General features: G+C 77.6%; 12 protein-coding genes. 6 read left to right on the top strand and 6 right to left on the bottom strand.

Features of this window, described 5'->3' with window-relative positions; all coding sequences use genetic code 11:
* Positions 1–6: 6 nt before the first annotated feature.
* The 4 genes from BUE37_RS25040 to BUE37_RS00815 all read right to left on the bottom strand — a co-directional run bounded on the left by BUE37_RS25040 (position 7) and on the right by BUE37_RS00815 (position 1,975).
* Positions 7–567, bottom strand: a complete 561-nt coding sequence (locus BUE37_RS25040; protein ID WP_073417962.1) for a dehydrogenase — start codon at positions 565–567, stop codon at positions 7–9.
* A gap of 85 nt (positions 568–652) precedes the next feature.
* Positions 653–1,138: a hypothetical protein gene (locus BUE37_RS00825; protein ID WP_073417960.1), complete on the bottom strand. Its 486-nt coding sequence runs from the start codon at positions 1,136–1,138 to the stop codon at positions 653–655.
* A 140-nt stretch (positions 1,139–1,278) separates the two neighbouring features.
* The gene (locus BUE37_RS00820; protein ID WP_073417958.1) at positions 1,279–1,683 is read right to left on the bottom strand and encodes an MmcQ/YjbR family DNA-binding protein; all 405 of its coding nucleotides are present in this window, start codon (positions 1,681–1,683) and stop codon (positions 1,279–1,281) included.
* Between the two features lie 28 nt (positions 1,684–1,711).
* The gene (locus tag BUE37_RS00815) at positions 1,712–1,975 is read right to left on the bottom strand and encodes a hypothetical protein (RefSeq protein WP_073417956.1); all 264 of its coding nucleotides are present in this window, start codon (positions 1,973–1,975) and stop codon (positions 1,712–1,714) included.
* Positions 1,976–2,079: 104 nt separating this feature from the next.
* On the opposite strand from BUE37_RS00815, the gene BUE37_RS00810 reads away from it, so the two are divergent.
* The 4 genes from BUE37_RS00810 to BUE37_RS00795 all read left to right on the top strand — a co-directional run bounded on the left by BUE37_RS00810 (position 2,080) and on the right by BUE37_RS00795 (position 6,775).
* Positions 2,080–2,889 (top strand): MBL fold metallo-hydrolase, encoded by an 810-nt coding sequence (locus BUE37_RS00810; protein WP_073417954.1) that lies wholly within the window; start codon positions 2,080–2,082, stop codon positions 2,887–2,889.
* A complete protein-coding gene (locus tag BUE37_RS00805) occupies positions 2,886–3,560 on the top strand; it encodes a DedA family protein (RefSeq protein ID WP_073417952.1) in 675 nt (224 codons plus the stop codon). Before BUE37_RS00810 ends, BUE37_RS00805 begins: the two co-directional genes overlap by 4 nt.
* A 32-nt stretch (positions 3,561–3,592) precedes the next feature.
* Positions 3,593–5,719 (top strand): phage holin family protein, encoded by a 2,127-nt coding sequence (locus tag BUE37_RS00800; RefSeq protein ID WP_245794222.1) that lies wholly within the window; start codon positions 3,593–3,595, stop codon positions 5,717–5,719.
* A gap of 87 nt (positions 5,720–5,806) precedes the next feature.
* On the top strand, positions 5,807–6,775 hold the full coding sequence (locus tag BUE37_RS00795) for a glucosyl-3-phosphoglycerate synthase (protein WP_073417950.1): 969 nt from the start codon (positions 5,807–5,809) through the stop codon (positions 6,773–6,775).
* On the opposite strand, the gene BUE37_RS00790 is transcribed toward BUE37_RS00795, so the two are convergent.
* Positions 6,732–9,728: an acetoacetate--CoA ligase gene (locus BUE37_RS00790; protein ID WP_073417948.1), complete on the bottom strand. Its 2,997-nt coding sequence runs from the start codon at positions 9,726–9,728 to the stop codon at positions 6,732–6,734. The genes BUE37_RS00795 and BUE37_RS00790 overlap by 44 nt on opposite strands.
* Complete coding sequence (locus BUE37_RS00785) at positions 9,725–10,411, bottom strand: 4'-phosphopantetheinyl transferase family protein (RefSeq protein ID WP_073417946.1); 687 nt, start codon at positions 10,409–10,411, stop codon at positions 9,725–9,727. Before BUE37_RS00785 ends, BUE37_RS00790 begins: the two co-directional genes overlap by 4 nt.
* A gap of 264 nt (positions 10,412–10,675) precedes the next feature.
* Between BUE37_RS00785 and BUE37_RS00780 the strand changes: the two genes are divergently transcribed.
* Together BUE37_RS00780 and BUE37_RS00775 are read left to right on the top strand one after the other, a co-directional pair.
* Entirely contained in the window at positions 10,676–11,638 is a 963-nt protein-coding gene (locus BUE37_RS00780; protein WP_073417944.1) for a glucosyl-3-phosphoglycerate synthase, read from the top strand.
* Between the two features lie 8 nt (positions 11,639–11,646).
* The gene (locus tag BUE37_RS00775; protein ID WP_073419424.1) at positions 11,647–12,804 is read left to right on the top strand and encodes a glycosyltransferase; all 1,158 of its coding nucleotides are present in this window, start codon (positions 11,647–11,649) and stop codon (positions 12,802–12,804) included.
* Positions 12,805–12,808: the final 4 nt, after the last annotated feature.

Genomic DNA, 12,808 nt, shown 5'->3' with positions numbered 1-12,808 from the left:
GGAGTGCTATATGCGCGCCTGGTTCTCGATCTGTATGGCGCCCATGGCGCTGTACAGCTTCTTCATGAGGTAGTTCTCCTCGTTGTCGAGGGTCGCCCCTCCGAGGCTCGCCAACCCCATGGTGCGGTTCACGCGCTTGCCGTCGTTCTCGTCCTGCCAGCCCTTGCGCCGGGCCTCGAGGACGCGGTCGGCGATCATGTGCATCGCCGTGTCGAGGTCGAGGTCCTCCCACTCGGTGCCGTACGGCCGGCGGTAGCGGACCTTGGTCACCCGGGTCGGGCTGGTCACCAGGGACTTGCTCGCGCTGCCCTTGGGGCACAGGCGTCCACGGCTGATCGGCGAGTCGGGATCGCCCTCGATCTGGACGATCTGCTCGTCCTTCACGTAGATCCGCTGCCCGCAGCCCACCGCGCAGTAGGGGCACACGCTCTGGACGACGCGGTCGGCGGTGGCCGTGCGGCTCACCACGCCCTCCGTCGCCTTGCTGCGCGCCGCGGCGCCGCGTCCGAGGGGGTCGGGACCGGTCAGCTGCCGGAACACCGGCCACGCGTCGAGCCAGGTCTTCACCCGGTTGACTGTGCCACCGCGACGGCGATCCGGCGCGCGGAACGCCGCGGTACCGATCGGACCGGTACCGCGGCGTCCGCCGGCGTCAGCGCACGTGCACGAACTCGGAGTGGCTGAGGACCAGACCCTCGGGCCCGGGCGCGTCGGGATCGGTCAGGCAGAACTGCACGTAGCCCTCTCCCTTTCGCAGCGGCGCCTGGCCCGGTCGGCCAGGCCATGCCTCGTCGAGGTCGACGGTGAACGTGCCGAGGCGGACCCGGCCGTCGCAGGTCACCGTCTCCCGGTGGCTGTCGCTCCACGCCGCGGAGATGGCGCTGCTCCCCTCCTCGGCCAGACGCGGGTCCGCCGAGCGGTCCGCGGTCTGCTTGACCGAGATCCACAGGCCGGCGTCGTCCGCGCAGCGGTAGCGCACCTGGATCTCCGCGCTCGTCGGGTCCGACGGGTCGATGCGCACGACGCCGACGACGTCGGCCTCGTAGGCCGGCCTGGGCGCCGCCGCGGCGGGACCGGCGAGGGTGAGGACGGACGTCGCGGCGAGGGCGGTGCCGGCGACGAGGGAACGCAGACGCACGGGATCGCCAGTGATCGCGGGAGCGGGACGGCGGCGCAACATGCCAGAGCCCGCCGGGCCGGGCCAGGGGTTCGCGCGCGGCACCGGACGATGCGGTACCGGCACACCGCGGGCCCGTCGGCCGGCTCGCTGAGACCGCCCTACTCGGACGGGGCGGGACGCTCGGCGGCGAGGTGCTGCCGCGCCAGCCGCTTAGGCGCCTTGGCCAGCCACGCGTCGGTGACCAGCTCGGCGAGCTCGCCGGCGTCGACCGCCTCGAGCCGGACGAGGACGGCGGCGTACCCGTCGAAGTGCGGCGTCGTCAGGTAGACGGCGGGGTCGTCGGCGACCAGCGCCCGCTTGACGCCCTCGTCGGCCACGGCGGCGCCGAGCAGCGGCCCGTCGGGGGCGCCGGGGCCCAGGTGCTCGAGGTCGGCGCGGCGCAGGGGTCGCTCCCACACGAAGGTGCGGTCGCGCACCTTCCACGCCGGCGAGCCCCAGGACGTGCCCTCGCTGGTCTCCGGCAGCGCGAGGGCCAGGCGCCGGACGTCCGCCCAGGTGGCCACGCGCGGGAGGCTAGCGGCGACCGGGGGCTCAGGGAGCCGGTGCCGCCGTCCTCGACGTCCGGGGCGGGAGCGCGCGGCCGCAGGCCGCCAGGTGCTCGCGCAGCCGGCCGGCCTCCTGCCTGCGCTGCTCGGCGCGGCGCCGCAGCACCGCCACCTGCCGGGGATCGGTCGTGCGCTGCGCCCGCAGGTCGAGGACCGCCGCCGTCTCGAGGAGCAGGGCCATGCGGCGCAGCTCCTCGGACAGCTCGGCAGCCGGTCCGGTCGACCCCGGGTCGCGCCCCGCTGAGGTCATGGCAGGCATGGTGGGCCGCCCCCGCGCCGCGCGCACCTCGAACGGACGGATCCGTCCGAGGGAGGATCTCCGGAGACGTCGGTGCCGGGGTCGATACTGGCCCGGTGGGCGACCCCGGGCTGCACTGGCTGGGCCACTCGACGGTCCGCGTCGAGCTGGCCGGCAGCACGGTGCTGACCGACCCGGTCCTCACCGCCACCGTCGGGCCGCTGCGCCGCGTCGTCCCCCCGCCGCCGGAGCCGGCCTGGGCCGGCACCGACCTGGTGCTGGTCAGCCACCTGCACGCCGACCACCTGCACCTGCCGTCCCTGCGCCTGCTGGGCGACGACGTCCGCGTCGTCGTGCCGCGCGGCGCCGGGCCGTGGCTGCGCTCCCGCGGCCTGCGCTGGGTCGACGAGCTGGCGCCGGGCGAGTCGCTGACCCACGGCGGGCTGCGGATCACCGCCGTCCCGGCCGTGCACAGCGGCCACCGGTGGGGCCCGCGGCTCACCCACGGCCCCGACACGGCCGCCGTCGGCCACCTGGTCGAGGGCGACGGGCGGACCGTCTACGCCCTCGGCGACACCGACCTGTTCGACGGCATGGCCCGCATCGGCGGGCGCGGGGTCGACGTCGCGCTCGTGCCGGTGTGGGGCTGGGGTCCCACCCTGGGCCCCGGCCACCTCGACCCGCGGCGCGCGGCCGAGGCGGTGGCACGGGTGCGCCCGCGGTTCGCCGTCCCGGTGCACTGGGGCACGCTCACCGTGCCCGGCGGCACCACGGTGCCGGGGCTGGCCGGGCGCTACCGGCGGCTGCTCACCGAGCCGCCGCGGGAGTTCGCCGCCGCCGTCGCCGGGCGCGCGCTGCCCACCACGGTCGTGATCGCCGAACCGGGCGAGCCGGTCGTCCTGCCCACCGCCGCGGGGACGCCGTGAGCACCACCGGGACGCTGGCGTCGAGCTGGACCGACGGGTCCTCGCTCGGCTACCCCGTCGTGTTCGGCGGTGTGCTGCTCGGCTCGATCGTGCCGGTCGTACCCACCGGCGCGGTCGTCGGCGCGGCGGCCGCCCTGGCGGTGAGCACCGGCCGCCTCGACCTCGTGCTGGTGCTCGTGCTGTCCACGCTCGGCGCCTGGATCGGCGACGTCGTCACCTTCGCCGTCTGCCGGTTCGGCGGGCCCGCCGCGGTGCGGTTCGTGGCCCGCGGCCAGCACGCCGACCGGATCGAGGAGGTCCGGGCCCAGTTCCGGGCGCACGGCTGGCAGATCGTCCTGGTCGGGCGGCTGCTGCCCGCCGGGCGCATCCCCGTCCTGCTCGCCGCCGGTGCGCTGGCCTACCCGTGGCGGCGGCTGCTCCCGGCCTCCCTGCTGGCCTCGACGCTGTGGGCGGTCGCCTACGCCCTGCTCGGCGTCGTCAGCGGCGGCGTGTTCGACAACCCGCTGGTGGCCACCCTGGTCGCCACGCTGCTCGTGCTCCTGGTGGGTGCGCTGCTCAACCTCGTCGCCGCCGCCCGCCGGCGCCGGGCCGCGCCCGAGCGGTCCGGCGACGACCCCGCGGAGGAACCCGCCGGGCAGGCCAGCGCGTCCCCGTGCGGCCCGGCGTCGTGAGCGCCGGGTCCCCGGGGCGCGCAGGGGGGCGCGTGCTCGGCCCCGGCCGGGCCACCGCGCGCGTGCTGCTCACCTGGGCGCTCACCACGCTGGCGCTCGTCGTCCTCGACCGGTGGCTCGCCGGCTTCGCGATGCGCGACTGGTGGCAGCCCCCGCTGGCCGCGCTGCTGCTCGGCCTGCTCTCCGGCGTGGTGTGGCCGCTGGTCATGCGGGTGGCGCTGCCGCTGGCGCTGTTCACCCTGGGCCTCGGCAGCTTCCTGCTGCTCGGCGCCGTGGTGCTCGCCGCCTCCTTCGCCGTCCCCGGCGTCACCGTCGCCGACCTGCGCACGGCCGTGCTGGTCGTGGTGGCGATGGCCGGGGTGACGGCGGTGGTGAACAGCGCGCTGGCCATCGACGAGGACGAGCTGTTCTTCCGCCGCGCCCGCCGCCGGGCGGCCCGCACCCGGGCCGCCGGCCCGCAGCCGCCCGGGGTGCTGTTCCTGCAGATCGACGGCCTCGGCTTCGACACCGCGCGCCGCGCCGTGCGCGACGGGTCGATGCCCACCCTCGCCGCCTGGCTGCGCTCGGGCAGCCACGCGCTCACCTCCTGGCACACCGACTGGAGCTCCCAGACCGGCGCCGCGGTGTGCGGCATCCTGCACGGCTCCAACCACGACGTCGTCGGCTTCCGCTACTACGAGAAGGACCGCGACCACGTCGTCCAGGTCTCCCACCCGGCAGACGCCGCCGAGGTCGAGCGCCGGCACTCCGACGGGCGCGGGCTGCTGGCCGGGGGCGGGGCCAGCCGCGGCAACCTGTTCAGCGGCGACGCCCCGCACGTGAGCCTGACGATGAGCTCGCTGCCGCTGGTCACCACCCGGCGCTCGATCCGCCGCCGCGAGCGGGTGGGCGCCGGCTACTACGCCTACTTCGCCAACCCGGTGAACGCCGTCCGCACGCTGGGCGTCTCGCTCGTCGACGTCGCCCGCGAGCTGTCCGCCGCCGCCCGGCAGCGGCGCGCCGACGTCCGGCCGCGGGTCAGCCGCGGCGGCATCTACCCGCTGGCCCGGCCGGGCACCACGGTGATCGCGCGCGACGTCGTGGTGGCGGCGATCCTCGAGGACATGCTGGCCGGGCGGCCGGTGGTCTACGCCGACTTCCTCGGCTACGACGAGGTCGCCCACCACAGCGGCGTCGAGCGCTTCGACACCCTCGAGGTGCTGCGCACCATCGACCAGCAGATCGGCCGGCTCGCCCGGGCCGGCGCCCTCGCGCCGCGCGACTACCACCTGGTGTTGCTGTCCGACCACGGCCAGACCCAGGGCGAGGCGTTCGCGCAGCGGTTCGGCGAGACGATCGAGGCGTTCGTCGGCCGGCACTGCGGCGGCTCCCCCGCGCCCGGGCGCCGCGGCGGCGAGCCGAAGGACAGCCGCCGCCCCGCCGAGGGCTGGCAGGTGGCCTCCGCGCTGGCCGAGGCCGCGTCCGGGCCGGGGCCGATCGCGCGGCGGCTGCGCGAGCGGGTGGAGAGCGCCGGGGCCGACGAGCACACGCACCGCACGCCGTCGGGGCAGCCCGGGCAGGTGGCCCGCGTGGCGCCGGGCGTGGTGGTCGTCGTCTCCGGCCACACCGCGGGGGTGCACTTCGCCGACCTGCACGGCCGCGTGCCGCTGGAGGAGATCGAGCGGCACTGGCCCGACCTGCTGCCCGCGCTCGTCGACCACGCCGGCGTCGGGTTCGCGCTCGTGCACTCCGAGGAGCACGGGCCGGTCGTCCTCGGCCGCGACGGCCTGCACCGCCTGGCCACCGGGGTGGTCATCGGCGCCGACCCGCTGGCCCCCTACGGCGAGCACGCGCCGGCGCTGGTCGCCCGGGTGTCGGCGTTCCCGCACTGCCCCGACGTGATGGTCAACAGCCGCTACGACCCCGACACCGACGAGGCCTCCCCCTTCGAGCCGCACGTCGGCTCGCACGGCGGCCTCGGCGGCCCGCAGCAGCGCGGCTTCCTCGCCCACCCCCGCGTGCTCTCCCCGCCCGGCGAGATCGTCGGCGCGGAGCACCTGCACCGGGTGCTGCGGGGCTGGCTCACCGAGCTCGGCCACCCCGAGCCCGACGGCGCCGGCGCCGCGGTGGGACCGCTCAGCCGCACCGCCCTGCAGACGGCCGGCGCCGGGCGGGTCTGAGCCCCGTCCCGGAACGGCGGGCTACGTGTTCGTGAACACCGGCTCCGTCCGTGGCGAGGCCGGATCCCGTTCCCCCAGAGTGGGCCGATGCGACCCGACGCCCGCGCCTGGTTCACCGGCCGCACGTCCACGACCCGCTCGGTCCACGACGTCGACGTCGCCCGGCTGCTGCGCGCCAAGCGGCGCGGCGGGCACCGGGTGAGCGTGGTCCTGCCCGCCCGCGACGAGGAGGCCACCGTCGGCGGGCTGGTCGCCGACCTGGTCGAGCGCTGGGTGCGGCTCGTACCGCTGGTCGACGAGGTGCTGGTGGTCGACTCCGACTCGGGCGACCGCACCGCCGAGGTGGCCCGCGCCGCCGGGGCCGACGTCGTCGCCGCCGCCGAGGTGCTGCCCGCGCACGGCAGCCGGCCGGGCAAGGGCGAGGCGCTGTGGAAGTCGCTGGCCGCCACCACCGGCGACCTGCTCGTCTTCCTCGACGCCGACCTGCTCGGCGACGTCTCCCACTACGTCCCCGGCCTGCTCACCCCGCTGCTCACCGACCCCCAGGTCGGCTACGTGAAGGGCTGCTACACCCGCCCGCTGGAGGTCGACGGCCGCAGCACCCCGGCCGGCGGCGGGCGGGTCACCGAGCTCACCGCGCGGCCGCTGCTCAACGCGCTGTGGCCCGAGCTCGCCGGGTTCGTGCAGCCGCTGGGCGGGGAGTACGCCGGCCGCCGCGCGGCCCTGGAGCAGGTGCCGTTCGTCTCCGGCTACGGCGTGGAGGTGGGCCTGCTCGTCGACCTGCTCGGGCTGCTCGGCCTGAACGGGCTGGCGCAGGTCGACCTCGGCGTGCGCCGGCACACCTCCCAGGACCAGGAGGCGCTCGGGCGGATGGCCGGTCAGGTGGTGTCGGCGGTGCTCGCCCGCGGCGGGGCCGGCTCGGCGGCCGGCCTGCTCACCCAGTTCCGCAGCGACGGCGCCGGCTTCGTCCCGGTCAGCACGGGCGTCGGGGTCGACGAGCGCCCGCCGATGGTCACCGTCGGCGAGTACCTCGCCGAGCGCGCCGGGGCCATGTGACGCCGGCTCCTCCGCCGGCTCCCTCGATCGCCGCCGACACCCGCGCCCCCAGAGTCGCCGCGTACCGGCCGGCCAGCAGGTCGTTGTGCGTGCCCGGCACCGGCACCACCCGCAAGTCGGGCAGGTGCCGCCGCCAGACCGCCATCTGGTGGGCGAGCACCGGCACGCGCCGGCGGATCCGGAAGTAGGTCACCGGCCCGGCGTGGTCGGGCAGCGGGAACGCCTCGTACAGCGCGGCGGAGTCGCGCAGCACCCGGCGGTCGGCCGGCAGCTCCGCGCTGCGCCGGTCGGCCAGCGCCGTGCGCACGCTCTCGTCGCTGAGGCCGGGGACGACGAGGGCCAGCGCGCCGGCCACCTTGCGGGCCAGCCTCCGCCCGCGGCCGAGCTCGGCGTAGGGCGGGCGGCAGTCGAACAGGCCGAGGAAGTCGACGTCCCGCCCCGCCGCGGTGAGCCGCCGGGCGACCTCGAGGGCCACGACGCCGCCGAAGGAGTACCCGGCCAGCCGCACGGGGCCCGCGGGCGCCCGGGCGGTCACCGACGCGACGTGGCGCGCGGCGAGCTCGTCGACGGAGAACCGCGACCCGTCCGGCCGCGCGAGCGGGCCGACCAGCCCGACGACCTCGCCGGGCACCGTCAGCTCGGCGACCAGGGCGTGCCAGCTGTCGAGGTCGCCGTGCGCGCCGTGCACCAGGAACAGCGGCGGCGCGGCCGGGTCGCCGTCGCGCAGCGTGCGGGTGTCGGGCTCGGCGCCGTCGCGCCCGGTGAGCAGCGCGGCCAGCGCCCCGACCGTGGACGCCTCGGCGAGGTCGGCGATCTCCACCGGGCGGCCGAGCTCCTGGCGCAGCCGGCGCAGCAGCGTCATCGACTGCCGGGACGTGCCGCCGAGGTCGGCGAAGGCGACGCCGTCCGGCACGGGCCGGCCGAGCACCTCCGCGAACACCCGGGCGACGACGGCCTCGACGCCCTCCCCCTCCGGGACCGGCGCGGCGGGCTCCTGGGCCCGGGCCGCCGCGCGGATGGCGTCGAGGCAGGCCGGGTTGCGCAGCGACTGCAGGTTGGCCGCCGGCCGCCCGTCGAGGGCGTCTCGGGCGGCGCGCTCGGAGGGCTTGCCGTTGTGCGTGCGCGGCACCTCGGGCACGGCGAGGACGACGGCGGGCACGTGCGCGGGCGAGGCCTCCCGGCGCAGCGTCGCGCGGATCCGCCCGGCCAGCTCCTCGTCGAGCCGCAGCCCCGGCGCGAGGACGACGAGCAGCACCAGCCGGCTGCTGCCCCGCGCCCGCGTGTCGCGCTGCTCGAGCGCCATCGCGTCGACGACGCCCGGGATGCGCCGCACGACCGCGTAGATCTCCGACGGGCCGATGCGGACGCCGTCGACGTTGAGCACGCCGTCGGAGCGGCCCAGCACCCGGGCGGTGCCGTCGGGGTGCACCTCCACCCGGTCACCGTGGGTCCAGACGCCGGGGTGCTGCGCGAAGTAGGCCCGCTCGTAGCGCTCGCCGTCGGGGTCGTCGAGCACGCCGACCGGCCGCGAGGGGAACGGGTTGCGGCAGACCAGCTCGCCCTCCCGGCCCAGCACCGGGCGGCCGTCCTCGTCGACCGCGGCGACGTCGAGGCCGAGGCTCAGCGCCTGCGAGCGGCCGCGGACCACCGGCAGCTCCGGGTGGCCGAGGACGAAGCAGCCGACGATGTCGGTGCCGCCGGAGATCGACTGCAGCGGCACGTCGCCGACCGCGTCGCGCACCCAGTCGAACTGCCACTCGTGCAGCACCGCGCCGGTGGACATGACCGCGCGCAGCCGGGAGAGGTCGGCGGCATCGCGCGGGCGGAAGCCGGCGTCCTGGCACATCTGCAGGTACGCCGGGCTGGTGCCGAGGACGGTGACGCCGTGCCGGGCGGCCAGCGCCCACAGCGTGTCCGGGCCGGTGACCGGGCCGTCGTAGAGGACGACGTGCGCGCCGACGGCCAGGGCCGACAGCTGCCAGTTCCACATCATCCAGGCGGTCGTGGTGTGGAAGTAGAGCGTGTCCGCCGGCGTCAGGTCGCCGTGCAGCCGGTGCTCCTTGACGTGCTCGAGCAGCGCGCCGCCGGCGCCGTGCACCAGCGCCTTGGGCGGCCCGGTGGTGCCCGACGTGCTCATGACCCACAGCGGGTGGTCGAAGGGCAGCCGCGGCCAGTCCGGCACGCGCACCGGGTCGGGCAGCGCGGCGACGTCGTCGGCCAGGCGGGCGACGGTCACGCCGGGGCCGAGGTCGGGCGGCGGGGCGTCGTCGAGGAGCAGCACCAGCCGCAGCGAGGGGAGCTGCGCGGTGAGCTCGGCGAGGGCGGCCTCGGCCTCACCCCGCCCACCCAGGTCCCGCCGGTCCACGAGCAGGGTGCCCGGGCGCAGCTGGCCGAAGCGGCCGAGCAGGGTGGGCACGCCCATGTCGGGCGTGGCGGTGGCCAGCGTCGCGCCGAGCGCGGCGACGGCGAGGGCCGCGACGAGCACCGGCGCGGAGTTGGCGCCCACGGCCGCGACGCGGCCGCCGGTCCGGACGCCTCGGGCGGCCAGCGCGGCCGAGGCCCGCTCGACCGCATCGCGCAGCTCCGCCCGGGTCAGGACCTCCGCCGGGCGGCCGGCGTGCACCGCGGTGAGCGCGGGCGCGCCCTCGTCGACCCCGGGCAGCGGCCGCAGCAGGTTCTCCGCGTAGTTGAGGCAGACGCCGGGGAAGAAGCGCGCCGTGCGGACGTCGGCGCCGGTGCGCACCGGCTCGGCGACGCCCTCCCAGGCGAGGCCCGACCAGTCGAGCAGGGCGCGCCAGAACAGGTCCGGCTCGTCGACCGAGAGGCGGTGCAGCTCTGGGGCGGCCGAGAGGTCGCGGCCGGTGCGGCGCTCGAGCAGCGCGCGGAACGCGGCGAGCTGGGGCCGGCGCCCGGACCCGGCACGGACCGCGGTGCGGGGGGCGACGGCGGTCACCGGAGGCGCTCCGGCGTCAGCGGGCGCACGCGCACCCGCGCCGGGTCCCAGCGGCGGTCGAGCGCGGCGGTGGCCACCCAGCCGGCGGGCACGGGCAGCGGCGCGAGCCACCAGGAGCCGAGACGGCCCCGGCCACCGGCGGGGGTGACGACCGTGCGCGGGTCCCGCCGCAGCCCGGTCCCCTCCGCCTTCAGCACCGCCTCCTTGGCCGTCCAGGCCCGGGTGCGCTCGATGCCCTCACCCGTGCCCTCACCCGCGCGCCCGGCGAGCCGGGCGAGCTCGGGGGCGGCCAGCCACTCGTCGCCCTCGGGACCGGGGCCGGCGGGCTCCAGGTCGATGCCGAGGCCGGCGCGCGGGGCCACGGCGACGAGCGCGAGGCCGCCGGCGGTGGAGCAGCTGACGCCCGGCCCGCGGCGGGCGGACCGGACCAGCGGCCGGCCCCCACGGACCTCGAGGGGGACGTCGGCCGGCGCCAGCCGGAGCAGGTCGCCGAGGACGGTGCGCAGCACGGCGCGCACGAGCACCCGGCGACGGCGGACCGCGGCGACGCCCCGGTCGGCCGCGGCGCGCTCCCCGGGCGTGAGCCGCGCGGCCGCGGCGTCCTCGTCCCAGCGGTCGTCGGTGAGGTCGACCGACCAGACGCGCAGAGGGGCGGACAGTGGGGCGCACAGGGACGTCGGCACCGCTCCTCCTCCCGGTCGTGGCCCGGCCACAGGTGCCCGGTCGGGATCTCGACGGACCGACGGTACGTCACGCTGCGTAGCCGTTCCAGGGGAACGACGCGTGAACGCCCAGGTGCGTCGCGGCGTGACGCTGCGCAGCGTGACCGCTTCGGAGACGGACCGCAATGGGCGTTGACGACCCCACGGACGTCCGGAGTCGTGCATCCTGTCGCGACGGGGGTCCCGTGCCGGCAGAAGAGCCGGCCCACGACCATGGGGAGCGGCATGCGCCCTGACGTCTCCCGCTGGCTGCGCCGGCGGACCTTCAGCGCGGCCACGTGGTGCGCCGCCGAGCTCGCCGAGGCCAAGTCGGCCCGGGGCTCCACCGTCAGCGTCGTACTGCCGGCGCTCGACGAGGAGCCCACCGTCGGGACGATCGTCGGCACGATCCGGCGGGCCCTGGTGGAGGAGGCCCCGCTGGTCGACGAGGTGGTCGTCGTCGACAGCGGGTCGGTCGACCGCACCGCCGCGGTCGCCGCCGAGGCCGGGGCCACCGTCGTCGACACCGCCACCGTGCTGTCGGCCCACGGGCGGGTGCCGGGCAAGGGCGAGGCGCTGTGGAAGGGGCTGCACGCCACGAGCGGCGATCTCGTCGTCTTCGTCGACGCCGACCTCGTCGGGTTCGACCCGCAGTTCGTCGTCGGGCTGCTCGGCCCGCTGCTCACCGACCCGGCGATCGGCTACGTCAAGGCGCTCTACGACCGGCCGCTGCACACGCCCGAGGGCATCGTCCCCTCCGGCGGCGGGCGGGTCACCGAGCTGCTCGCCCGGCCGCTGCTCAACGCCTGGTGGCCGGAGCTCGCGGGCTTCGTGCAGCCGCTGTCCGGGGAGTACGCCGGCCGCCGGGAGCTGCTCGAGCGGGTGCCGTTCGTCTCCGGCTACGGCGTCGAGTTCGGCCTGCTCGTGGACCTCGCGGGGCTGGCCGGCGTCGACGCGCTCGCCCAGGTGGACGTCGGCACCCGCCGGCACAGCCACCAGTCCGACGCGGCGCTCGGGCGGATGGCGGGGCAGATCCTGTCCACCGCGATCGCCCGCCGGCCGGGCGCCGGGCGGCCGTCGTCGGAGCTGCTGCAGTTCCTCCGCACCGCCGACGGCGTGGAGGCGGTGAGCTGGGACGTCGGGGTGAGCGAGCGGCCGCCGATGCGCACGGTCCGCGCGGCCGCCGGCGAGCCCGGGCCCCTGTCGTGAGGGTGCTCATGGACGCCGGCCCGTGGCTGCCGGTGCCGCCGCCGGGCTACGGCGGGCTGGAGAACGTCGTCGCCACGCTCACCACCGCGCTGCGCGAGCGCGGGCACACCGTCGTGCTGGCCGCCTCCGGCGACTCCCCGCTCCCGGTCGACGGCCTGGTCAGCGCCTTCCCCACCGGCCGGTTCGAGCGCCTGGGCCTGCCGTACCCGCAGGTGGTGGGCGACGCGCACGCCCACGCGCTCGCCGTCGCCGAGGCGGTGGCGGCGGAGCCGTTCGACGTCGTGCACACCCACCTCGAGGTGGTCGGCCCCGCGGTGCTCGGCGCCCTCGGCCCGGCCGCCCCGCCCGTGCTCGCCACGCTGCACTGGGACCTGCGCCGCAACGCCTCGTTCTACGAGCGCTTCGACGGCCGCGGCCGGGTGTTCTTCGCCGGGGTGTCCGACAGCCAGGTGGCCCGCGGGCCCGACGCGCTGCGGCGCCAGACGCTGGCCGCGGTGCCGCTGGCCGTCCCGGTGGACGGCCCGCCGCCGCTACCCCGGGAGGACCGCGACGACGCCGTGCTCGTGCTCGCCCGCATCTGCGAGCTCAAGGGCACCGACACCGCGGTGCGCGCGTGCGCCGCCGCCGGGGTCCCGGTGGTGCTGGCCGGCCCGGTGGGGCCCTTCGCCGGCCCGGCCGAGCTCAACGCCGCGGTGGCCACGCCCGGCCACCCGGGGCTCGGCCACCCCGACGTCGCGTGGTTCCTCCGGGAGGTCGCGCCGCAGCTCGACGGCGGGCGCGCGAGGTGGGTGGGCAGCGTCGCCGGCGCGGGGAAGGACGCGCTGCTGCGCCGGGCGCGGGCGCTGTTGACGCCGGTGCGGTGGGACGAGCCGGGCGGCACCGCGGTGTGCGAGGCGCTGGCCGCCGGCACACCGGTGGTCGCCAGACCGCGCGGCTGCCTGCCCTCGCTGGTCGACGACGGCCGCACCGGCCTGCTCGCCGCCGACGAGGCCGGCCTCGCCGCCGCCCTGCGCCGGGTGGGCGCGATCGACCCGGCGGCGTGCGCGGCCGAGGCACGCCGGCGCTTCGCCCCGGCGGTGATGGCGGCGGCCTACGAGGAGCTCTACGCCGAGGTGGTCGCGCGCGCGGCCGCGGCGGCTCCCCTGCAGCCCTTGGGGAGCCATTAGCGCT

The organism is Geodermatophilus nigrescens, from assembly GCF_900129495.1.
Taxonomy (GTDB): domain Bacteria; phylum Actinomycetota; class Actinomycetes; order Mycobacteriales; family Geodermatophilaceae; genus Geodermatophilus; species Geodermatophilus nigrescens.
Note: the sequence above shows the minus strand (reverse complement) of the source record. Positions and strands in the feature narration are given on the sequence as shown.